The sequence below is a fragment of the Leuconostoc mesenteroides subsp. mesenteroides ATCC 8293 genome, from assembly GCF_000014445.1.
Classification (GTDB): domain Bacteria; phylum Bacillota; class Bacilli; order Lactobacillales; family Lactobacillaceae; genus Leuconostoc; species Leuconostoc mesenteroides.
In genome coordinates this window covers 1,509,208-1,531,099 of the sequence record NC_008531.1, presented here as the reverse complement: position 1 = coordinate 1,531,099, position 21,892 = coordinate 1,509,208, and the positions used below count along the sequence as shown (strand labels likewise).

Genomic DNA, 21,892 nt, shown 5'->3' with positions numbered 1-21,892 from the left:
AAAATGAATACTATGTTCATAATTCTTTGGAATAATGGTTTTCATTGATATTATGAGCCGTGGTTTCAAAGGATAACTAGAACGATGGCAGAACAAAAACAAAATAACGCTAATATTTTTCTGAAACTGTTCATTGCATTAATGTTTTTCATTGGCTTTTTGGTGTTCATGTATCCTTTTATTGCTAATGGCGTGAATAACTATGTGGCCCAAAAAGAATTAAATGCTGTGAATCAACTAAATCAAAGCAATCAGAAAGCCAGTGCCAAGAAACTTGAAAAATTAATCAAAAAAAACAAACAAAAGTCAAAAAAAAATCAACAACTTGGTATATCACCTGTCAAGAATATCTTGGGGCAAACGTTGGAAAATGTACCCAAGGAGAGTAGAGAGTACTATCAAAAGCACTCGTTAGGAAGTATATTCATTCCTAAAATATCTCTGAGTTTACCGGTGTTTGATACAACGACTGACAGCCTTTTGTATAAAGGAATTACATTATTACCTGGCAGTTCTTATCCTGTTGGTGGCAAAAGTACGCATACCGTTTTGATGGGGCACAGTGGTTTGCCTAATCAAGAATTATTTACTCATCTGCACGAATTAAAAAAAGGCGATAAGTTTTTTTTGAAAGTGTATGGGAAACGTTTAGCTTATCAAGTTATTCGAATCAAAGTGGTTTTACCAACAGATCTAAGTGATATCACAATACAAAATAACCAAGATTTGGCAACGTTGGTCACATGTACACCCTATATGGTGAACACACATCGATTGTTGGTTACTGGGAAAAGGGTGCCGTTGGATAAAAGTTCATTTGATAAACAAGAAAAAAAGGCAGTATCATATCAAGGAAAATATTTGTTTTGTCTGACAGCACTGATTTTTATTTTTATGGCTTTAATTTTTTATATCATCAAACGTGAGCTTATTGAACTATTGTCACATAAAAGAAATTATCAGTTATCATTTTTTGTTTATAATAATGGACGTCTCATTTCTGGTCATAAATTCACTGTAGTAGATTATTTTGGTAAAAGAATATTAAATGACCAAGGTGAGTTATGTGAGTCTACGAGTGACTCAAGAGGCTATGTATCGTTTGGTCAAATTAATGGTGGCAGGTATAAAATAGTTCCGATGAATCCAAACATGAACCTCAAACCTTTTAAAGCGATAGTTAAACATTTAAAGGATAAAAAATTCTATATAAAAAAAGTAGTTAAAAATGGTTACCAAATTCAAACAGAAGGTGATGCAACAAATGACTAAGCAAACCAGTAAAAAAAAGAATAAACAAAATATATTTTTAAATATTATTTTTCTTATAGGATTTTTAGTAGCGTTGTATCCTTTTTATGTCGGTGCATTGAATCATTTTATTGACCAGCAACGAATCAAGACAATTCAAAAGGAAACTAATCAAGATATATCAGCAAAAGAAGCACGTATGCAACAGAAAAATGCACAGTTAAGAAAAGATGGCATTCAACCTGGGAGTGACCCATTTTCTGGTTCCACTTACAAAGAGCATGTGGTATTGAAGAAGCATTTAATTGGTACAATTAGTATTTCTAAAATTAATGTGCATATTCCGCTTTTTGATACGACAAATGAAGAAACACTTAACTATGGCGCAACCGTCTTACAAGGAACATCTTTTCCTCTGGGTGGGAAAGGCACGCATAGTGTTATTTCCGCGCACCGTGGCTTAGCTTCACGAATGTTATTTACGAACTTAAATCATGTTAAGAAAAACGATACTTTTGTACTAACGGTATTTCATAAAAAATTAGCCTATAAAGTTTTTAAAATTGAAGTTGTCAAACCTGAAGATTACCAAGGGCTGCAAGTTGAACCTGATAAAGACTTGGTAACGCTAATAACCTGCACACCTTATATGGTCAATTCACATCGTTTGTTGGTGACAGGATATCGAGTTCCTTATAATAAAAATATGGCAAAAAATATTGAAAATGCTGATAAGTTTAACAATATCAAGCAAGTTCTTATTATTATTGTCATCATTTTATTAATTGTATTGCAATTTCTTTTCTTGTATAAACGCATCATACGTATCAAATTAGCTAAGAAAAAGTTTGATTTATCATTTTATCGTTTAGATGCTGATGGTAATCCCGTTTCATCTGTTGCCTTTCAATTGTTTTCTAAGAATAAAAAAGTTGCTTTAAAAAGAGATGGAAAATCATTAATTCGCCATTCAAATGATGAAGGGCTTGTTACATTTGATGATATTCCAGGCAGACTCTACTATGTTAAAGAGGCTACAACTAACAAAAATAGCGGGGTTATTGCTGGCGTAAAAAAACTAAAGGATAAGAATATGACCTTTTATCCAACTAAAAAGTCAAAACCTTTTTTCCATTCGGATAACAATAAACTGTGGATTATTAGATAATGCATGAACTCAAAAAAGTAAATATATTTCGATTTAATCTTACCAATTCTCTCGTGCTATAATAAAACAATGAAAGAATTTTTAACAAACAATTTTGAGCAAACACAAAGTTTAGCTAGTAGAATAGCATCATTTGTTTATCCTGGTTTAGTGATCACGCTGAATGGTGATTTAGGAGCGGGGAAAACAACCTTTACCCAGGGATTTTCACGCGCTTTAGGGGTGAAGTCAAGGGTTAAGAGCCCGACATTTAATATTATGAATACTTATATGGCGCGTGATTTTCCCATTTATCATTTTGATGCTTATCGATTGGAAATGACAGGTGCTGCTAATCAAGGATTCGAGGATTTTATCGGTACGGATGGTGTAACGCTTATTGAGTGGCCGCAATATATGAATGATTTGTTGCCAAATAATCGATTGGACATCACATTTACTCGAGGTGAGGATGATAACGAACGAACAATAAGTATCGCAGGTGTTGGTTCAGTTATTGAAATTGAGGAAAAACTATGACATTCGATATGAACCAGCCGATTGCGTTCAGCTTAGAAGAAGCCAGCTTAGCTAGAGCTGCTGAATGGCAACAATTAATTCAAGATTTAATGGTGGAAACAGATACTTTTTTGATTGCAAGTATGCGTGATGGGGATGAAATATCTGTAAAAAACGATGCGCCGGCGATTACTTTGTTGTTGATTGCTGAACAAGGTGAACAATCATTACCGGTAGGAATAGGATCTATCGAAAATGAAGAAATCGGTGTGGCTATTTTGAAACAATTTCACGGTGCTGGTCTTGGTCAGGATTTAATGCGGTCACTTCTGGACTGGGCTAAACTTAACGGGTTATCAAAGGTATGGTTAGATGTACAAATTGATAATGACATCGCCGTGCATATTTATCAGAAATACGGGTTCTTAAGTGTTGATGAAAAAGAGAACTTTACCTTACCAAATGGTCGTGATACAGAGTTACAAAGAATGATCTTGGAGTTATAACTATGAATTTTGTAGCAATGGATTTTGAAACAGCAAACCGCGAAAAGCATTCGGCAGTTTCTATAGCCTTAGCAATTGTGCGTGATAATCAAGTAGTTGATAAATTTTATTCATTAATCAAGCCGGAAACAACGTTTAGCTCGTACAACACAGCTATTCATGGTCTCCATCGACAAGATGTAGCTGACGCGCCAAAGTTTCCCGAAGTTTGGCAAACAATTTCACCTTTTTTCACAGAAAATAAATTAGTGGTGGCCCACAACGCATCATTTGATAATAGTATCTTGAAAGGAACATTGCAGTATTACGATATTGATGAACCGCATTATTTGTTGTTGGACACGGTTCAAACTAGTCGTAAATTATTTCCAAATTTCGAAAATCATAAGTTAAACACTGTGGCTGGTAATCTAGGGATTACATTGGATCATCACCATAACGCGCTTGATGATGCAGTAGCTGCAGCCAACATCTTAATTTATGAATCTAATCATTTTGGAGCAGAAGTACTTAAGCCATATGTTAAAAATAAATAAATAAAAAGCCGTGCAATTTATGCAGGGCTTTTTATTTATACATTAATTTCGAGAAGAATCGGTGCGTGATCCTGACGGGCACCCGTATCTATAACACAGGATTCTGTGACGTTTTCAGCGATTCGATCACTAACCAAGTAGTAATCAATTCGCCACCCGGAATTATTGATTTTACTTGTTTTACTAATTTGTGCCCACCAAGTATAAACACTTGGTGTGTCTGGATTTAATGATCGAAAAGTGTCTGTAAATCCAGCATCCAATAGTGCTGAAAACTTTTCCCGTTCCTGGTCAGTAAATCCAGCAGAATGACGATTTGGTTTTGGGTTTTTCAAATCAATTTCTTGGTGCGCGACGTTCATATCACCACTAAAAATAACTGGCTTGGTAGCGTCTAGGGTCTTGATATATTCACGATATTTATCATCCCACTCACCACGTTCAGGTAGACGTATCAACGAGCTTCCGGAATTAGGTGTATAAACAGTTGATAGGAAAAAAGTTGGAAATTCTAAGGTGATGATGCGTCCCTCTAAATCCATGGAACCTGGCGCACCAATGGTAGGATATTCCACCTGAGTAGGTTCCACTTTGGAAAGCACCATCGTGCCAGAGTAGCCAGAGCGCGCAGTACTAGAATTTACATACAAATGATACTCTGGAAAAAGTTCTGCAATGGCTGTCGCTTGTTTTTTAGTTAAGCCTGTTGATTTCAATTTTGTTTCTTGGATGGCAAAAACGTCAGGGCGTATGGTCGCAATTTCGTTTAATGTGCTCCAAGTCATTTCACCACGGACACTTTTGTGTTCAACTGCAGCATTGATGGAATCAATATTCCATGAGATAAATTTCAAATTTTCGTCCCCCTGAGAGTTATATAAATATTTTAACATACTGTTTGTTTTCACGTATTACCGAGAATATCGATGCATAAATTCAGGTATTGAGGCACTGATTTCTGTGGGTAGTGTGATGTAGCGGGTTTCAGCTAGTTCGTCAGCAATAGCAGAATGAGCATAGACCGCCGCTAAAATTGCTTCGGAAAACGACAACATAAACTGTGCCGTAAATCCAGCAATCATTCCGGCGAGTGTGTCACCCATGCCCCCTGTGGCCTGATAAGGTCCACCAACTGGTATTTCAAAAGCGCAGTCATTGGTATAAATTTGAGTATGATGTTGTTTTAAAACTAAAATCGGTTCAACATTCATCCTTTGTTGCGCTAGCATATTAAACGCTTCAAAAGCTTGTTCATTGATTGTCACACCACTTAGACGTTGCCACTCCATCTGATGTGGTGTTAAAACGAGTCGCGATTTTGGCCACTTTAGTTTATGTTCAGCAACTAGAGTTAAGGCAGAACCGTCAACGATGAGTATTTGACGTGGCAAAATAGCATAAAAGGTATGTTGTACTAAATCAATACGATCGCCTAAACCTGATCCGATTAAAACAACGTCTGATTTTTTAATATACTCGGTGAGATCCTCATTAAAATCAACAACCATTGCTTCTGGTAAGTGACTATGTAAAGCGGTAAAGTTTGATGGATCTGTGGCTACGGTTACCAGTCCGGCACCAGAATTAACTGCAGCCAATGCGTTCATAATCACTGCACCACCAAATTGTGCCGTGCCGCCAATGATTAAAACACGGCCATAGGTTCCTTTGTGTGAGTCCTTAGCTCTTTTTTTAATGACTCGGTATAAAATATCTTCAGTTAATGTTTTCATAGTTTAATCCTTAACATTATTCTACACGATAGTTTTGTTTAATGCACAAAGAAGGTGATAGGAGTGCTCATCTAGCGTGACTTTTTATGTGACTCATTATGTAGATAGTGTACAATATGTTTATGGAAAAAAATAGTTTTATTCTCTCTGATGAGGAAAAATTGTCAACTGAACAAGCGCATTTGATTCAAGATGTGGTTGACTTTGCAAATCAGGGTTTGAAGCAAGAAAAAAAGAAAGTATTTATTATTGAAGGGGGCGCTGGTTCTGGGAAAAGTGTTGTACTATTTGAAATATTTAAACAACTTCAACATGCTGTTTTAAATAATGAGTCATCAGCACTTTATCAAACTAATAATTATTTACTGGTCAATCACGCTGAAATTTGGAAAATATATCGTGATTTAGCAGGGAAAACTGAAGAATTAAAAAAGAAACAGTTCCTAAAACCCACAACTTTTATTCATCAAATGGATAAAGAGCAGCGTCATGCAGATGTTGTATTAATTGATGAAGCACATTTACTATTAACTGAACCTGATCGCTACAATAAATTTAATCAAACCAACCAACTGGTCGAGATTATCAAACGTTCTCAAGTTATCATTTTAGTTTTTGATAGCCATCAAGTCTTAAAATTCAAAAGTATGTGGACTAATCAAAGGTTGGAACAAATCGTTTCACAGTACGCACCAACGCGTTATCAATTAAGTAATCAGTATCGTATGCTAGGTAATAACGAGCATGTTGTTCAATGGATTGACAATCTAACGCAAAATAAAGAAATTTCAACATTAGGCCTCGTTGACGGATTTGATTTTCATATTTTTTCCAATGCTAATGATCTCTACAGAATGATTCAACAAAAAAATAAGCGGGTAGGAATGTCACGTTTGTTAGCAACAACGGATTATCCGTATACCGTTAATCGCGGTATCTGGTATGTGACGGTTGATGATTTCAAATTACCTTGGGATCAGTTAGACACAGGTACAGCACCATGGGCATTGAGACCGGACACAATTAATGAAGTAGGATCAGTGTACACAATTCAAGGTTTTGATTTGAACTATGCTGGTGTGATTATTGGACCCAGTATCACATTTGATGAAGATAAAAATAAAATCGTGGTTCATACCGAAAAATATGAGGATAACGCCGCTTTTCGACAAACAAAGGGTCATTCATTTAGTGAGCAAGAGAAAGAAGCTATTATGCTGAACGCGCTAAATGTGCTATTAAAGCGTGGCCGACAAGGGTTATATATTTGTGCTGCGGACCATGCATTGCGTAGAAAGCTAGCCACGATTATTAAAAAATAGTGGTTATAGCGCTATATAGTATATGGATACTTTGATTATTTAATCCTTGTTCCTGACATGAATATTAGAAAAAAATGCCATAACAGGGTATAATAACCCTATGAGTTACTAGAAAGGTTAAAAAAATATGACAGTTGATTGGAAACAAGAAACAGAGAAACGTAAAGCAGCCTATATCGAAGATTTAAAAGCCTTATTGGCTGTTGAATCTGTTCGTGACGATTCACAAGCAACGCCTGATGCACCTTTAGGTCCTGGACCAACAGCTGCCTTAGTTAAGATGTTGGCTATTGCTGAGCGAGATGGTTTCACTACCAAAAATATTGATAACATTGTGGGCTATATTGAAATTGGTCCCAAAGATGCTGATGAATATGTCGCTATTTTGTCTCATGTTGATGTGATGCCTGCAGGCGAGGGTTGGGATACCGAACCATTTGAACCTGTTGTAACGGATGATAAGATTATCGCCCGTGGTGCTTCAGACGATAAGGGGCCAGGAATGTCAGCCTACTATGCTTTCAAAATTTTGTCTGATTTGAATGTGCCATTGAAGCGTCGGGTTCGTCTGATTTTTGGAACTGATGAAGAAAATGATTGGACGGGGATGACTCGTTACTTTGAAGTTGAGCCAGAGCCTGTATTTGGTTTCTCACCTGATGCTGAATACCCAATCATTAACGGTGAAAAGGGTAACGTTCAAGTAATCATTAAAGGTGAAGCCACTAATGGTGGCACTGTTAAGCTTGTTGATTTTGAGTCTGGATTACGGACAAATATGGTCCCAGGTATTGCTCGTGCAACGGTAAAATCATCTCATTCAGAAAAAATTGTGACAGAATTCCAAGAGTTTTTGGTAGAAAATCCAAAGGTATCTGGTTCAACTGAAACTGATGGTGAGATCATCAAATTTGTCTTAAACGGTAAGCAAGTTCATGGGGCAATGCCAGAAACAGGAGAAAATGCTGGGACTTACTTAGCAAACTTCCTTCAAGACTTTGATTTTGGTGGTACAGCTAAGTCATTCTTAACGTATTTGGGAACACCAGCACACAATGATACTGTTGGCGAAAAATTTGGTGTTAAGTATACTGATGATGTGATGGGACCTTTGTCTATGAATGTCGGTATCCAGAAATTTGTTGATGGTGGCGAGGTCTTTATCAACTTTAATTTCCGTTATCCAAAGGGAATCACACCGGAAGAAATTGAAGCGGGTCTTGCTTCTCAATTGAATGGATGGGATGTGAAACCAACTATCGGTGGACATGCTCAAGTGCCTCATTATGTTGCACCTAGTGATCCAATTGTGGAAACACTACTTCGTGTTTATCATGATCAAACAGGATTGCCAGCACACGATCAAGTCATTGGTGGTGGAACATACGGTCGCTTAATGAAACGCGGTGTCGCTTATGGCGCATTATTCCCAGACTCACCAGACACAATGCACCAAGTTAATGAATTTGCTCTGCTTGATGATTTGTATCGCTCAATTTCGATATACGCGCAAGCAATTGCCGAAATTACTAATTTGGACTAAACAGCTCTTTAGGGCTGTTTTTTATTTTTGTTTAATTGATTTAAATTTAATGTTGAAACGCTAAAATAGTAAACAATCAAACAAAGGAGAAACGACTATGACACTATTAATTATTGTAGCTGTAGGTTTAATTGGTTTTTCATTGAAAAAAGTTTTACGTGTCGGACAACCACAGCCAGTTCGTGTGAAAAATGATCGCTAAATAAATTAACATCCTCTTATATTCGATATAATAAGTGTATGTTATCATGTGCCTTATTTTGAGTTAAACAAGTATCGATGTATGGTGATGAATGAAGTAAATATTAATAAAAACATAATAATGATAATAGTATTAGCATTATTATGTTTTTTTATGAGCTTAATGTTAGAATGGTTTTTATTATTAATCCAAGGAGTACAGTAGTTCTATGTCGATTCAAAATTTTCTGGTGGAATTAAAAAAAAGTAAATGGGTAGATTTGTCTCATGAATTTGGACCAAACTCACCCCATTTCCCCAAATTTAATGCGGCCTCTGCAAAAACGATCTTTACTAACGAAAAGGATGGCTTTTTGGTTAAAGAATTTAGTTTCGTGGGTCAGTACGCCACGCATATTGACCCGCCAATTCATTTTGGTGCTAAAAGTGGCGAATGGGTTACTGACATTCCGTTGAAAGATTTAATAGCCCCATTAGTTGTCATTGATAAATCCGACGTTGTCAAGAAAAATCCGGATTATTCACTAACAGTTGCTGATATTAAAGAATGGGAAAATGAAAACGGCTTAATACCAGAAGGTGCTTTTGTTGCTTTTAGAACTGATTGGTCAAAACGCTGGCCAAATCAAAAGTTAATGGATAATTTAGATAGTGATGGTCAAAAGCACTATCCTGGATGGTCAGCTGAGGCCATTGAATATATTTATGAAACGCGCCATGCAATAGCTAATGGTCACGAAACTTATGACACGGACACAGCTGTAAATCAACCAACAAAAGGTTTTATAGCTGAAGAACTAGTTTTGAGGTCAGGACATTATCAAGTTGAAATGCTAACACATTTGGATGAAGTTCCGGCTACCGGAGCAATTATTTCTGTTATGACACCCAAGTTTGAGAAAGCGCCAGGTTTTCCAACTCGCGTAATTGCCTACTTACCATAATTTGTTGTAGGGTGCACAGCTATAATAATGGAAACGCCATAAAATGCTATTTCTAAAAAGTATGTCAATTTGTTTTATTTGAAGCGATAAAAATAGATAAAATGGTTGTGATATTCTTGAATTTAGTCTAAAATTATATAGTATTGAAAACTCGGAGGAAATAACATGTCTAAGTGGACACCAGCTGCGGATGAAAAAAACCAAGGCACATTAGAATTTGAAATCGCGCGTGCGCAAGTTGAAGAAGGTTTGGAACAAGCTTTCCAACGTAACAAGAACGAAGTTAGTATTCCTGGATTCCGTAAGGGTAAGGTAACTAAGCAACTCTTCTTCCAAAAGTTTGGTGAAGAAGCTTTGTACCAACAAGCAATGGACATTGTTTTGCCTGCTGCCTATGAAGCCGCAATTGATGAAGCTGGTATCACACCAGTTGGTCGTCCAAACATCGAACCCGTTTCAATGAATAAGGGTGAAGCTTGGACTTTAAAGGCTGTTGTCAAGACTGCCCCTGCTATTAAGTTGGGTGAATACTTGAACCTTGAAGTTGAAGCACAAGACGAAGAAGTTGCTGATGCTGATGTAGATGCTGAAATCAAGCGTTTGCAAGATGGCCAAGCAGAATTAGTTTTGCAAGAAGAATCAGTTAAGGCTGAAAACGGCGATACTGTTGTGATTGATTTTGACGGTTCAGTTGATGGCGTTAAGTTTGATGGCGGACAAGGCAAGGACTTCTCTCTAGCTTTGGGATCAGGTCAATTTATTCCTGGCTTTGAAGAACAATTAGTTGGTCACACAGCTGGTGAAGATGTCAATGTTAACGTAACATTCCCTGAAGACTACCAAGCTGCTGATTTGGCGGGCAAGGAAGCTTTGTTCGAAGTAACAATTCACGAATTGAAGCGCAAGGAATTGCCTGAATTAGATGATGAATTTGCCAAGGATGTTGATGAAGAAGTTGAAACATTAGCTGAATTGAAGGAAAAGACATCTAAGAAGTTAGCTGATGAGAAGGCACAAGCTGCTAAAGCTGCTTTTGAAGACGCTGTTATTTCTAAGGCAGTTGATAATGCCTCAGTTGATGGCGATGAAATTCCAGCAGAAATGATCGATGAAGATGTACATCGTCAAATCGACCAATACTTGGGACAACTTCAACAACAAGGTATTTCACGTGAAATGTTCTTCCAAATTTCAGGTCAAACTGAAGATGATTTGCATAAGCAATTCGAAGAAGGTGCTGAAACACGTGTAAAGACTGGCTTGATATTAGAAGCAATCGTTGCAGCTGAAAAGATCGATCCTTCAGCAGAACAAGTTTCTGAAGAAGTTGCTAGCTTGGCTGCGCAATACAACATGGAAGAAGATAAAGTGCGTGCCGCTATCTCTGAATCAATGTTGAAGCATGATATTGCTATGCGCGAAGCTATTAAGAAAGTTACTGACTCTGCTAAAGCAGTTTAAGTAATTAAAAAAAGCCTGTCGGCTTTTTTATTTTGGTTTGAATTAATTTATAGACACACATACTATCATAATTTACTATTTCGTGCGTAGGAATAAACTGGTAGAATGGAGGAAGTAACTAAAAGTTTAGGATAATAATCATGGCGAATACACCAAATTTTGAAGAAGAAATACACTGTAGTTTTTGTGGAAAATCTGCAAGTGAAGTAAAAAAGATTGTTGCCGGGCCAAATGATGTTTACATTTGTAATGAGTGTGTTGCTTTGGCTGAAGGCATTATTGAAGAAGAATTGACTGTAGATCGTGCAGCAGAAGTGTTGTCACTGCCAACACCACACGAGATTGTTAATGAGTTAAATGATTATGTTATTGGACAAGAAGATGCTAAAAAGACTCTGGCGGTAGCTGTATATAATCACTATAAACGTATTAATGAAAACGTGGCGCCAACATTAGATGTTGAGCTACAAAAATCAAACATTGCTTTGATGGGGCCAACTGGTTCGGGTAAAACTTATTTAGCACAAAGCTTGGCACGTATTCTGAACGTACCATTCGCAATTGCTGATGCAACTACATTGACTGAAGCGGGTTATGTTGGTGAAGACGTTGAAAATATTATTTTGAAATTACTGCAAGCAGCTGATTTTGATGTTGCAGCTGCTGAGCGTGGTATTATTTACGTTGATGAAATTGACAAAATTGCTAAAAAATCAGAGAACGTCTCCATCACACGTGATGTTTCTGGTGAAGGAGTTCAGCAGGCACTATTAAAAATGCTTGAAGGGACAACTGCTAGCGTGCCACCTCAAGGAGGCCGTAAGCATCCACAGCAAGAGTTGATTCAAGTGAATACGACCAACATTTTGTTTATTGTTGGTGGTGCGTTTGCTGGAATCGACACAATCATTAAGGAGCGACTGGGCGAACGAGTTATTGGTTTTGGTTCAGATGCAAATGAAAACGCTGAGGCTTTGAATGACGACAATATTTTGCATCATGTGCAACCAGAAGATATGACCAAGTTTGGGTTGATTCCAGAATTTATTGGTCGTCTGCCTATTGTAACTGTGTTAGACGAGTTGACTATTTCTGATTTAACAAGAATTTTGACAGAGCCTAAAAATGCTTTAATTAAGCAATACACTGCTCTTTTGGGTCTAGATGATGTTGAACTTGAATTTCAACCGGATGCATTGGATGCAATGGCTAGTGTTGCGATTAAGCGACACACTGGCGCTCGAGGATTACGCTCAATCATTGAAAATGTGATGAAGGATGTCATGTTCGATATTCCCAGTCGTGATGATGTTGCTAAAGTTATTATTACCAAAGCCAGCGTGGAACAGGGTGAACAGCCAGAATTGCAATTAAAAAAGGTGAGTGAATAAATGGATGTACACAATGTCGAAATGGTGATGAGTGCTGTATCAGCGTCTCAGTATCCAACAGACGGAAAACCTGAAATAGCTTTGGTTGGTCGTTCAAATGTCGGTAAATCTTCTTTAACAAATACACTAATCCAGCGGAAAAATTTTGCTCGCACATCTTCACAACCAGGTAAGACACAAACGTTAAACTTTTATGATGTTGAAGATAAATTATATTTCGTTGATGTTCCTGGGTATGGATATGCTAAAGTTTCAAAGGCCCAGCGTGAAGCTTTCGGTGTAATGATTGAAGAATACATCACTAGTCGTAAACAGCTACGTGGTGTTATTAGTTTAGTAGATGCACGCCATGAGCCTAGTGAAGACGATATCTCAATGTACGAATGGCTACATTACTATAATATTCCAATTTTAGTTGTAGCAACTAAGTCAGATAAAATTTCGCGTGGTAAGTTTAATAAAGCTGAATCAGTCATTAAAAAAGCATTAGGCTTTGATAATGAAGACAGTGATTTCCAATTTTTCTCATCGGAAACAAAATATGGTAAAGATGAAGTGTGGCATTGGATTGAACAACATATTTAAAATGTTGGCAGAAATGCCGACATTTTTTTATTTTCGCTGCTAAGTTCTATTGGTTGACGTATCTTAAAACCAGCGTAAAATTAAAAAATAAAAAGAGGATTTTATGACAAAATATAACGATGAAGAATTGCGTGCTCGTTTGACACCGGAAGAATACGAGGTGACTCAACATGCGGCAACAGAACGCCCGTTCACTGGTAAGTATGACCAATGGTGGGAGGATGGTATTTTCGTTGATGTTGTCAGTGGTGAACCATTGTTTAGTTCAACGGATAAGTACGATTCCGGCTGTGGTTGGCCATCATTTACAAAAGGAATCGATGACGACGAGCATTTACAAGAAAATACAGATCGTTCATTAGGAATGACAAGGACAGAAATCACTTCAAAAGAAGCGGCATCTCATTTGGGTCATGTGTTTAATGATGGATTGCCTGATCGTGGTGGCTTAAGATATTGTATCAATTCAGCTAGCTTACGGTTCATTCCAAAAAAAGATTTAGAAAAAGATGGCTACGGCAAATATTTGAAATTGTTTAAAGATTAGATTAATAGCTGGTTTTTGGACGGCAAAATCTCCCTAAACTAATCGGTTTTTTAGGCTATTTACTGATATAATGAAATAAATAATTATTAGGGAGAATCTATAATGGTTGAGGAACCAGTCTGGCATCGTTTTTGGCGCTACTTTAACCCCGTGAACATTTTCAAAGAATTGTTATTTGGCTGGAAATGGGCTGAAGGTGTATTGTTTTTAGTACTGATTTTACTGCAATTACTAGTTTGGACACTGGGTGTTGTTCACAATAGCACGCTCGATTGGTTTGGCTTGGCAACCGGGATGATGAACATTATCACTGTTGTATTGGTCGCCAAGGGTCGTATAACAAATTATTTTTGGGGCCTGATTTATTCTGTTATGTACATGCCATTGGCCTTTCAGTCACAGTTGTTTGGTGAGGTTGCTTTAAGTGCATTTTGGGTTGTTATGCAATTTGTTGGTGTTGCAGCTTGGCTTGGCTTTATGAAACGCGATAATTTATCAGAAAAAGACAGTCAAGATGTGGTAGCGACTAAATATATGACCTTCAAACAATGGCTTCTAGTTATCCCAGTATTCCTAGTTATATTAGTGATTGTTGGTATGATTTTACATCAGGCTGGGTCAAGACAACCGTACATGGATGGATTGACAACAACCATATCAATGGGGGCTCAAATTCTGCAAACCGCAAAGTTTGCGGAATCATGGTATGCTTGGCTACTCTTTGATATAGTCGAAATTGTTTTGTGGGGACGTGCTTGGACGGGACATGCGGATCCTAGTGCGTTTGCTATGTTAGGTATGAACCTCGCCTTATCTGTCAATGCTATATACGGTATTATTCAGTGGCGAAAGTTAACCAAAAAAGAATGAACATGCGCAATGTTCAAATTTTAATAGGATATAATTAATAAAGTCATGAGAACAATTGCAGGGAACTTATTCACAGATGATCTTCAAGGTGACAAAATTGGCGTTTTCTTTGGTACGTTAGCACCAATGCACGTAGGGCACCAAGCAGAAATTTATAAAGCGGCTGCCTTAAATGATGGTGTCGTTGTTATTGCTTCTGGTTACACAAACGATAGAGGGTACCAAATCGGATTATCCGTTGAGAAACGTTTTCGCTATTTGAGAGAAGCATTTAGTGACGAAACAGATATTAAAGTTGATTACATCAATGAAGACAATATCCCAATGATGCCTGATGGTTGGGATGAGTGGACACGAATAATTGTTGAAACGGTTAAGCGTAATATTGTTAATAAAGATGCAACGATTACATTTTATACCGGTGAGAAAGATTACAAAAATCAATTAGAAACAAGATTACCGAAGAACGGTCAGTTCAAAGTGAGCTTGATGGATCGCACTGTATTAAAAATATCAGCAACAGATATTCGAAAAGATCCTATTGGAAATTGGGATTACATTAACCGTGTTTTTCGACGCCATTTTGCTAAAAAAGTCACGGTGATGGGATCAGCTTCAACAGGAAAATCCACATTAGTACGTCGTTTGGCTCGAACAAGTAATTCACCATTTTCAGAAGAGTATGCTCGTGAGTATCAAGAAAAATCGAATGTTAGCGATGAAGAGTTAGTCGTTAAAGACTACATCCGTTTAATTCAAGGACAATATGATGCGAACTCAAGAGAAATTAACTCTCCAGCTAACAATGGTCTAACGATTTTTGATACTGATGCAATGGTGACCAAAGTATACGCAGATATGTGGTTAAACGATGTGGATAATGCGCAGCTGAAGCCATTGTTTGATAATACAATTGGTGAGGAGTTGATTGACTTAATTCTACTTATTCCACCGGTGACTCCTTATGTTGATGACGGCTTCCGAAATATGACAACTTCAGATAATGATTCGCGTTGGGCTTTCCACCGCCATTTGTTAGAAGTGATTGAAGAATATGGATTTACGGACAAACTAGTAATTCTTGATGCAAAAGGCGATAGTGATGATCCTTATGGATATTATGCACGTTACTTACAAGCACTAGATGCTATTCAAACTAGAACAGGATTTAATATTAAGCATATTTAGAGAAAAACTGGTTTTATACCGGTTTTTTTTGAAAGGTAAAAATGATAAAATTACGACAATTCAAAACAGAAGATTTAGCGTTATTTTGGGAAACAGCTTATAGTGATCCGCAAGCTGAGTGGACTAAATGGAACGGACCATATTTTAAAGATGTGTTACCTAAAAAAGACGATTTTATCAATAATATTGGCCCTGAAAGATTCGTGAATAATATGAATCGGCGGGTTATTTTATACGACGGTCAAATTATTGGTAGTGTGAGTGCATATTTTGAGGATGGACAACTAAAATCTTGGCTTGAGGTAGGAATTGTTATTTATCAACAAGCAACATGGCAACAAGGAATTGGCACCCGTGCATTAGGTATGTGGTTGGAAATATTATTTGAGCAATATGACAGTTTACCACATATTGGTTTAACCACTTGGTCTGGTAATAAGGCTATGATGCGTGTAAGCGAGAAACTGGGCTTAAAATTAGAAGGACAAATCCGACAAGTGAGATGGTGGCAAGGTCAGTATTGGGATAGCATGAAATATGGCATTTTGCGAAATGAAATGACGCCTATAAGCCCCTCTGGTAAAATAGAGTTATGACGAAACAATACGCACAAATCATTGTTGATGTGCCAACAATGCAAACTGATCAGCCTTATACCTATGCCGTTCCGGAAAATATGATAGATTCGCTATTGTTGGGCATGCGTGTGACGGTGCCTTTTGGTCGCCGGAATGTGATGGGATTTGTTGTTGGTTTAATCGCTTCAACTGACTTACCAGAGGAACAAGTGCGCCCAATTCAGCAAATATTAGATTTAACACCGGTATTAAATACAGAACTACTAAATCTATCTGATTACTTAGCCAGTGAAACATTTGCTTTTCGAATTACAATTTTACAAACGATGCTGCCAAATGTGTTTAAAGCAAACTACGAGCGTACTTTAAGGATTATTGACGAAGTGGATGACGATGTACGTGATCGTTTATTTAAAGGGCTTGATGAGATAGCTTTTAAAACAGGCGACTTTACTGAGCCAGATATGGCAACTTTGCTTAAGCTACGTCGTCAACATAAAATTGATGTAGAAGTGGCAGTGCATGACAAGGCGAAGATAAAGACACAATTAGCTTATCAGTTCAGTGATGATGTTGAATTTTTGGAGGATGAGTTAAGAGGATTACGATCTTCAGCAAAGAAACAAGAAACGTTGTTGCAGTTCATACTCAGTCATTTGGCTGAAACATGGGTGAAAAAGGATCTGCAGGATGTTATCGATATCAGTGACGCCGTCTTAAACCAAGCTGCAACTAAAAAATGGTTAATGAAAACAAAAGTGGAGCTTCTTCGCGATCCATTTCATGCTGAAGTTAAACAAACAGCGTTACTTGAGTTAAATGCGCAGCAACAAGAGGCCTATGAACGTATTTCTGGTACATTTGATGCGCAAAGGTTCCAACCATTTTTACTTGAAGGCATTACTGGCTCAGGTAAAACTGAAGTTTACTTGCAGGTGGCACAACATGTTTTTGAGCAGGGAAAAACGGTTCTTTTTTTGGTGCCTGAAATTGCCCTCACGCCACAAATGGTTAGAAGGGTCAAAGGCCGTTTTGGTGCCCAGACAGCAGTTTTACATTCGGGATTAAGTGATGGTGAACGCTACGATGAGTGGCGTAGAATTGAGCGCGGTGATGTGAAAATTGTTGTTGGTGCACGTTCTGCTGTGTTTGCCCCACTGACAAATATTGGTTTAATTATTGTTGATGAAGAACATGAAACAACCTATAAACAGTCTGATAATCCGCGGTATGATGCCAGAAATATCGCACTCTGGCGTGGTCAATACTATCAAATACCGGTTATTTTGGGCTCAGCGACACCTTCTTTGGAGAGCCGTGCGCGAGCACAACGCGGTGTTTATGAACTATTAACACTGACACAGCGCGCAGGAGGCGCAAAACTACCGAGCGTTAATGTGATTGATATGAAAGAAACGCTGTCACGAGGACCAGAGACCAATTTTTCGGAAGAATTACGTATCAAATTAGCCGACCGTTTGGCGAAAGATGAACAAAGTGTGTTGATGCTCAATCGCCGAGGATTTTCAAGCTTCGTGATGTGTCGAGACTGTGGTTATGTTCCATGTGATCCTAATTGTAATTTAGCTATGACACTGCACATGGACACACATACACTGAAGTGCCACTACTGTGGTCATGAAGAAAAAATACCCACTATCTGTGCGCAATGTGGTTCTAAACGTATACGTTATTACGGGACTGGTACAGAAAAGGTTGAAGCTGAGTTACAAGAATTATTTCCTGATGCGCGGGTGATTCGTATGGATCAAGATACGACACGCAAAAAGGGTAGTATGGATAAGATGCTTCAAAAATTCGGTAATCATGAGGCAGATATTTTATTAGGCACGCAAATGATTGCTAAAGGACTCGACTTTCCTGATGTTACTTTAGTCGGTGTTTTGAATGCAGATACCTCTTTGGGATTGCCGGATTTCCATGCCAGTGAACGTACATTTCAATTGTTGACCCAAGTTAGTGGGCGAGCTGGACGGGCTAAAAAACCTGGTGAGGTGTTGGTGCAAACGTTCAATCCACAGCATTATGCAATTACTTATGCTCAAAATCATGATTATGAAGGTTTTTACAGACAAGAGATGGCCGTCCGGCATGCTGGAAATTACGCACCGTACTACTACACGGTTCAGATACAAGCCAGCCATTCAGATGAAAATCAAGCCGCCATTCAAATGCTGAAAGTTGCGCGCTGGCTACGTTTGCATGCTAAGAAAGATGTGATTATTTTAGGACCTTCGCCAAAGCCAATTGCTAAAATGCGCAAGCGCTATTACTTTCAAATTATCCTAAAGTTTAAAAAACGTAATGAAATGGACACGTTGCTACAGGAACTACAAAATCGCGCACAAAAGGCTAAAGGTGATTTGCAGCTAAGCATTGATCGTGATCCTGTCTCATTTATGTGATGTGTTATAATAAATACTGATAACTGTCCGAGATTGCTCGGACATTTTTGTGTTATCGTGCGAATAAAAAATAAAACACCCTAACACAGCTGTTTGAGAGGTATAAAATGACATATTCAGTAGTATTAATGGGCACTCCAAGTTTTGCAGTACCGATATTAGAAGCGCTTCTTGAAAATAATAATTATGATGTGAAGGCTGTTGTGACACAACCCGATCGCCCACAGGGACGCAAGCATACTTTAACACCAAGTCCTGTTAAAGTTGCAGCACTGGCGCAGAACGTGCCTGTTTTACAACCAGAAAAAATAAGTGGTTCTCCTGAGATGCAACAAGTCATTGATATTAATCCTGATTTCATCGTGACCGCAGCATTTGGACAATTTTTACCTACAAAATTATTAGACGCGGCCAAAATTGCTGCAGTTAACACGCATGCTTCATTATTACCAAAATATCGAGGTGGTGCACCAGTTCATTATGCCATTATGAATGGCGATAAAGAAACCGGTGTTTCAATTATGTACATGGTCAAAAAAATGGATGCCGGTGATGTTATTGATACGATAAAAGTTCCAATTACGAGCACCGATAATGTTGGCACGATGTTTGACAAATTAAGCATTGCTGGACGTGATTTGCTATTAAAGACACTCCCTAAAATCGCTACCGGTAATATTGACCCAGTAGTACAAAATGAAGAAGAAGTTACTTTTTCACCAAATATACCGCACGACATGCAGAATCTTAATTTTGCAACAGAAACAGCCCAAGAACTAGACTGGCATATACGTGGTTTATATCCAACTCATCCAGCTTTTGTGCAGGTTTTGGATCAACGCGTGAAAATCACTGATGTGACACCCTTGTCTGAATTAACAGCGCAAGAACCGGGCACCATTGTTGAGAAAAGCAAAAAACAATTAAAAGTGGCCTCCGCAAATGGTACGGTTGTTCAAATCAACCGACTACAGCCGGCAGGTAAATCAGAAATGGCGATTAGTGCCTATTTAAATGGCGCTGGAAAAGATCTTGAAGTAGGTCAGAAATGGGCAACAATTAATGAGCGATAAACGAGTTTACAGTGACAATCCACGTGTTTTAGCAGTTCAAACACTAGCCAAAATAAAAAATGGTGCATATTCTAATCTACAATTAAATCAAGTGATCAAGCAACATAAGCTGGGTGAAGCAGATACTCGTTTATTAACAACTTTGGTTTACGGTGTCATTCAGCATCGCTTAACTTTTGAGTATTGGCTTGAACCTTTCGTAGGTAGCAAAAAAATTGATCCATGGGTTCGGGAGCTGCTATATACAGCTATTTTCCAAATGGAATACCTAGATAAAATACCACAGCATGCCATCTTTAATGAATCAATTGAAGTAGCTAAAATACTAGGGCATGTTGGAACAGGAAAATTTGTTACTGCCATCTTGCATAACATTAGTCGTAAAGGCCTTCGTAGTGTTGCCGACATTGGTGATGACATACAACGTCTTTCTATTGAAGCAAGTTTGCCGGTTTGGTTGGTTGAAGAGTTGATTAAGCAAAATGGGGATGAACGAGCACGCCAAATCATTGCTACAATCAATGATGCACCTAAGCAATCCATTCGTGTTAATACGTTACTAGCTACTGATCAAGAAGTCGTTACTGCGCTAGAATCAGAAAATTTCACTATTACAGCATCTAGCGTTGCTGCACATGCGTTTTTAGTCAGCGGTGGGCATGTGGCCAGTTCTAAAGCATACCATGATGGTTGGTTAACATTACAGGATGAAAGTGCGATGCTACCAGTAGAAAGTTTACATTTGACGCCTGAGGTTAAAAGTATTTTAGATGCAGCGGCGGCACCTGGTGGAAAAACCACGCAACTTGCACAATACAGCGCTCCAGATGCTGTGATTACGGCCTTAGATGTTCATGAGCATAAAATTAAGTTAATTAACAACAATGCTGAGAGATTACACGTAGCCGATAAAATTCATGCACGTGTCCTAGATGCAAGAAAAGTTCCTGAACAAATTGACAAAAAATTTGATCGAATTCTAGTTGATGCACCATGTTCAGGATTTGGTTTATTGCGTCGAAAGCCTGAAATTAGATATGATAAAACCTTGGAAGATGTCGAAAGTTTAGCTCGTTTACAAACACAAATTTTGGATTCAGTTAGCCAAAACCTTGCAAAAAATGGTATCATGGTTTACAGTACTTGTACAATCTTGCGTCAAGAAAATGACGATGTTGTAACAAATTTTTTGGAAGACCATCCGAATTTTGAATTAATTCCAACGGAAACAACGTATAAATTAAAATTAGATCATGGCGAAAAAGCCTTACATGTGTATCCCGATGATTACCATACAGATGGCTTTTTCGTTGCTACATTGAGGAAAAATGATTAATGGCAATTGCCTATCGTACGGATCCTGGATCCAAGCGCCACGACAATGAAGATTATGTAGGTTCTTTTATAAATAAAGTTGGACGGACAATGGTGATCGTTGCTGACGGCGTTACTTCGAATGAAGGCGGTGAGGTTGCCAGTGCAATGACTGTTGAGCACTTCGGACATGCTTGGGAAAGCAATGATTTGGAGACAATTGTTCCTACAATTGCGTGGTTAAAAAAACAAGCTAAAATTGAAAATGATGCTATTATAAAGGCCGGGCAACGCTTTCAAGAGCTGTCACAGATGGCAACGACCGTTGTTTTGGCTGTATTGTTTGACGAAAAAGTTGTGATTGCTAATTTAGGCGATTCCAAAGCCTTTTTGTTGCATAATAATCAATTAACCCAACTGTCCAATGACCATATTTTAAAAAATGAAATCGTTCGTAGAGGGGCTATGGCCAGTGCAGATGCTAGTAACATGGTACACGCTAATAGTGTGACACGATTTTTAGGTGTTGATGAACACGCAGATATTGAAATTTCTCAACACGATTTTGTGGCAGATGATATTTTATTTCTAACATCTGATGGTATTACAAAAGTATTAGACTACAAGACAATTAAGCAAATAATGCGCTACGAAGAACCACTTGATATTAAAGTTTTTGATATGATTCAGCAAGCAAATGAAAAAGGCGCACCAGATAACGTGACGGCGGTACTCGTCACACATGAAAAGGATTAGA

At 38.0% G+C, this 21,892-nt stretch carries 21 protein-coding genes; 19 read left to right on the top strand and 2 right to left on the bottom strand.

Annotated elements, in window-relative coordinates; translation table 11 throughout:
* The first annotated feature begins 84 nt into the window (after positions 1-84).
* From LEUM_RS07500 to LEUM_RS07480, 5 genes are all read left to right on the top strand, one after another.
* Positions 85-1,272, top strand: a complete 1,188-nt coding sequence (locus tag LEUM_RS07500) for a class C sortase (protein ID WP_011680201.1) — start codon at positions 85-87, stop codon at positions 1,270-1,272.
* On the top strand, positions 1,265-2,419 hold the full coding sequence (locus tag LEUM_RS07495) for a class C sortase (RefSeq protein WP_011680200.1): 1,155 nt from the start codon (positions 1,265-1,267) through the stop codon (positions 2,417-2,419). The genes LEUM_RS07500 and LEUM_RS07495 overlap by 8 nt, the downstream gene beginning before the upstream one ends.
* A gap of 69 nt (positions 2,420-2,488) precedes the next feature.
* Complete coding sequence (gene tsaE, locus LEUM_RS07490) at positions 2,489-2,938, top strand: tRNA (adenosine(37)-N6)-threonylcarbamoyltransferase complex ATPase subunit type 1 TsaE (protein WP_011680199.1); 450 nt, start codon at positions 2,489-2,491, stop codon at positions 2,936-2,938.
* Positions 2,935-3,423 carry a GNAT family N-acetyltransferase gene (locus tag LEUM_RS07485; RefSeq protein WP_011680198.1) on the top strand — a complete coding sequence of 163 codons (489 nt, stop codon included), beginning with the start codon at positions 2,935-2,937 and terminating at the stop codon, positions 3,421-3,423. The genes tsaE and LEUM_RS07485 overlap by 4 nt, the downstream gene beginning before the upstream one ends.
* Positions 3,424-3,425: 2 nt before the next feature.
* On the top strand, positions 3,426-3,959 hold the full coding sequence (locus tag LEUM_RS07480; protein ID WP_011680197.1) for a 3'-5' exonuclease: 534 nt from the start codon (positions 3,426-3,428) through the stop codon (positions 3,957-3,959).
* 35 nt (positions 3,960-3,994) lie between these two features.
* On the opposite strand, the gene LEUM_RS07475 is transcribed toward LEUM_RS07480, so the two are convergent.
* Together LEUM_RS07475 and LEUM_RS07470 are read right to left on the bottom strand one after the other, a co-directional pair.
* Complete coding sequence (locus LEUM_RS07475) at positions 3,995-4,813, bottom strand: exodeoxyribonuclease III (RefSeq protein WP_011680196.1); 819 nt, start codon at positions 4,811-4,813, stop codon at positions 3,995-3,997.
* A gap of 57 nt (positions 4,814-4,870) precedes the next feature.
* Positions 4,871-5,692, bottom strand: coding sequence for an NAD(P)H-hydrate dehydratase (locus LEUM_RS07470; protein ID WP_011680195.1), 822 nt, complete (start codon positions 5,690-5,692; stop codon positions 4,871-4,873).
* A gap of 116 nt (positions 5,693-5,808) precedes the next feature.
* Between LEUM_RS07470 and LEUM_RS07465 the strand changes: the two genes are divergently transcribed.
* From LEUM_RS07465 to LEUM_RS07400, 14 genes are all read left to right on the top strand, one after another.
* Positions 5,809-7,014 carry a DUF2075 domain-containing protein gene (locus tag LEUM_RS07465; protein ID WP_011680194.1) on the top strand — a complete coding sequence of 402 codons (1,206 nt, stop codon included), beginning with the start codon at positions 5,809-5,811 and terminating at the stop codon, positions 7,012-7,014.
* Positions 7,015-7,141: 127 nt separating this feature from the next.
* Complete coding sequence (pepV, locus tag LEUM_RS07460) at positions 7,142-8,557, top strand: dipeptidase PepV (RefSeq protein ID WP_011680193.1); 1,416 nt, start codon at positions 7,142-7,144, stop codon at positions 8,555-8,557.
* 410 nt (positions 8,558-8,967) lie between these two features.
* Positions 8,968-9,702, top strand: coding sequence for a cyclase family protein (locus LEUM_RS07455; protein ID WP_011680192.1), 735 nt, complete (start codon positions 8,968-8,970; stop codon positions 9,700-9,702).
* A gap of 165 nt (positions 9,703-9,867) precedes the next feature.
* Positions 9,868-11,163, top strand: a complete 1,296-nt coding sequence (gene tig, locus LEUM_RS07450) for a trigger factor (protein WP_011680191.1) — start codon at positions 9,868-9,870, stop codon at positions 11,161-11,163.
* A gap of 140 nt (positions 11,164-11,303) precedes the next feature.
* Positions 11,304-12,554 carry an ATP-dependent Clp protease ATP-binding subunit ClpX gene (gene clpX / locus LEUM_RS07445; protein ID WP_011680190.1) on the top strand — a complete coding sequence of 417 codons (1,251 nt, stop codon included), beginning with the start codon at positions 11,304-11,306 and terminating at the stop codon, positions 12,552-12,554.
* Positions 12,555-13,139: a ribosome biogenesis GTP-binding protein YihA/YsxC gene (yihA, locus tag LEUM_RS07440; RefSeq protein WP_002815235.1), complete on the top strand. Its 585-nt coding sequence runs from the start codon at positions 12,555-12,557 to the stop codon at positions 13,137-13,139.
* A 103-nt stretch (positions 13,140-13,242) separates the two neighbouring features.
* Positions 13,243-13,686: a peptide-methionine (R)-S-oxide reductase MsrB gene (msrB, locus tag LEUM_RS07435; RefSeq protein ID WP_010281611.1), complete on the top strand. Its 444-nt coding sequence runs from the start codon at positions 13,243-13,245 to the stop codon at positions 13,684-13,686.
* Between the two features lie 102 nt (positions 13,687-13,788).
* Positions 13,789-14,556 carry a nicotinamide riboside transporter PnuC gene (gene pnuC, locus LEUM_RS07430; protein ID WP_011680189.1) on the top strand — a complete coding sequence of 256 codons (768 nt, stop codon included), beginning with the start codon at positions 13,789-13,791 and terminating at the stop codon, positions 14,554-14,556.
* A 45-nt stretch (positions 14,557-14,601) separates the two neighbouring features.
* The gene (locus LEUM_RS07425) at positions 14,602-15,744 is read left to right on the top strand and encodes a nicotinamide-nucleotide adenylyltransferase (protein ID WP_002815228.1); all 1,143 of its coding nucleotides are present in this window, start codon (positions 14,602-14,604) and stop codon (positions 15,742-15,744) included.
* Positions 15,745-15,785: 41 nt separating this feature from the next.
* The gene (locus LEUM_RS07420; protein ID WP_011680188.1) at positions 15,786-16,340 is read left to right on the top strand and encodes a GNAT family N-acetyltransferase; all 555 of its coding nucleotides are present in this window, start codon (positions 15,786-15,788) and stop codon (positions 16,338-16,340) included.
* A complete protein-coding gene (gene priA, locus LEUM_RS07415) occupies positions 16,337-18,748 on the top strand; it encodes a primosomal protein N' (protein WP_011680187.1) in 2,412 nt (803 codons plus the stop codon). Before LEUM_RS07420 ends, priA begins: the two co-directional genes overlap by 4 nt.
* A 107-nt stretch (positions 18,749-18,855) precedes the next feature.
* Positions 18,856-19,821: a methionyl-tRNA formyltransferase gene (fmt, locus tag LEUM_RS07410; RefSeq protein ID WP_011680186.1), complete on the top strand. Its 966-nt coding sequence runs from the start codon at positions 18,856-18,858 to the stop codon at positions 19,819-19,821.
* Positions 19,811-21,157 (top strand): 16S rRNA (cytosine(967)-C(5))-methyltransferase RsmB, encoded by a 1,347-nt coding sequence (gene rsmB, locus LEUM_RS07405; protein ID WP_011680185.1) that lies wholly within the window; start codon positions 19,811-19,813, stop codon positions 21,155-21,157. Before fmt ends, rsmB begins: the two co-directional genes overlap by 11 nt.
* Positions 21,157-21,891, top strand: coding sequence for a protein phosphatase 2C domain-containing protein (locus tag LEUM_RS07400; protein WP_011680184.1), 735 nt, complete (start codon positions 21,157-21,159; stop codon positions 21,889-21,891). Before rsmB ends, LEUM_RS07400 begins: the two co-directional genes overlap by 1 nt.
* Position 21,892 lies beyond the last annotated feature (1 nt).

Excerpts from the sequence above, each read along its gene's own strand:
- LEUM_RS07500 (WP_011680201.1), top strand. The coding sequence starts at position 85 with ATGGCAGAACAAAAACAAAATAACGCTAATATTTTTCTGAAACTGTTC.
- LEUM_RS07495 (WP_011680200.1), top strand. The coding sequence starts at position 1,265 with ATGACTAAGCAAACCAGTAAAAAAAAGAATAAACAAAATATATTTTTA.
- tsaE (WP_011680199.1), top strand. The coding sequence starts at position 2,489 with ATGAAAGAATTTTTAACAAACAATTTTGAGCAAACACAAAGTTTAGCT.
- LEUM_RS07485 (WP_011680198.1), top strand. The coding sequence starts at position 2,935 with ATGACATTCGATATGAACCAGCCGATTGCGTTCAGCTTAGAAGAAGCC.
- LEUM_RS07480 (WP_011680197.1), top strand. The coding sequence starts at position 3,426 with ATGAATTTTGTAGCAATGGATTTTGAAACAGCAAACCGCGAAAAGCAT.
- LEUM_RS07470 (WP_011680195.1), bottom strand. The coding sequence starts at position 5,692 with ATGAAAACATTAACTGAAGATATTTTATACCGAGTCATTAAAAAAAGA.
- LEUM_RS07465 (WP_011680194.1), top strand. The coding sequence starts at position 5,809 with ATGTTTATGGAAAAAAATAGTTTTATTCTCTCTGATGAGGAAAAATTG.
- pepV (WP_011680193.1), top strand. The coding sequence starts at position 7,142 with ATGACAGTTGATTGGAAACAAGAAACAGAGAAACGTAAAGCAGCCTAT.
- LEUM_RS07455 (WP_011680192.1), top strand. The coding sequence starts at position 8,968 with ATGTCGATTCAAAATTTTCTGGTGGAATTAAAAAAAAGTAAATGGGTA.
- tig (WP_011680191.1), top strand. The coding sequence starts at position 9,868 with ATGTCTAAGTGGACACCAGCTGCGGATGAAAAAAACCAAGGCACATTA.
- clpX (WP_011680190.1), top strand. The coding sequence starts at position 11,304 with ATGGCGAATACACCAAATTTTGAAGAAGAAATACACTGTAGTTTTTGT.
- yihA (WP_002815235.1), top strand. The coding sequence starts at position 12,555 with ATGGATGTACACAATGTCGAAATGGTGATGAGTGCTGTATCAGCGTCT.
- msrB (WP_010281611.1), top strand. The coding sequence starts at position 13,243 with ATGACAAAATATAACGATGAAGAATTGCGTGCTCGTTTGACACCGGAA.
- pnuC (WP_011680189.1), top strand. The coding sequence starts at position 13,789 with ATGGTTGAGGAACCAGTCTGGCATCGTTTTTGGCGCTACTTTAACCCC.
- LEUM_RS07425 (WP_002815228.1), top strand. The coding sequence starts at position 14,602 with ATGAGAACAATTGCAGGGAACTTATTCACAGATGATCTTCAAGGTGAC.
- LEUM_RS07420 (WP_011680188.1), top strand. The coding sequence starts at position 15,786 with ATGATAAAATTACGACAATTCAAAACAGAAGATTTAGCGTTATTTTGG.
- priA (WP_011680187.1), top strand. The coding sequence starts at position 16,337 with ATGACGAAACAATACGCACAAATCATTGTTGATGTGCCAACAATGCAA.
- fmt (WP_011680186.1), top strand. The coding sequence starts at position 18,856 with ATGACATATTCAGTAGTATTAATGGGCACTCCAAGTTTTGCAGTACCG.
- rsmB (WP_011680185.1), top strand. The coding sequence starts at position 19,811 with ATGAGCGATAAACGAGTTTACAGTGACAATCCACGTGTTTTAGCAGTT.
- LEUM_RS07400 (WP_011680184.1), top strand. The coding sequence starts at position 21,157 with ATGGCAATTGCCTATCGTACGGATCCTGGATCCAAGCGCCACGACAAT.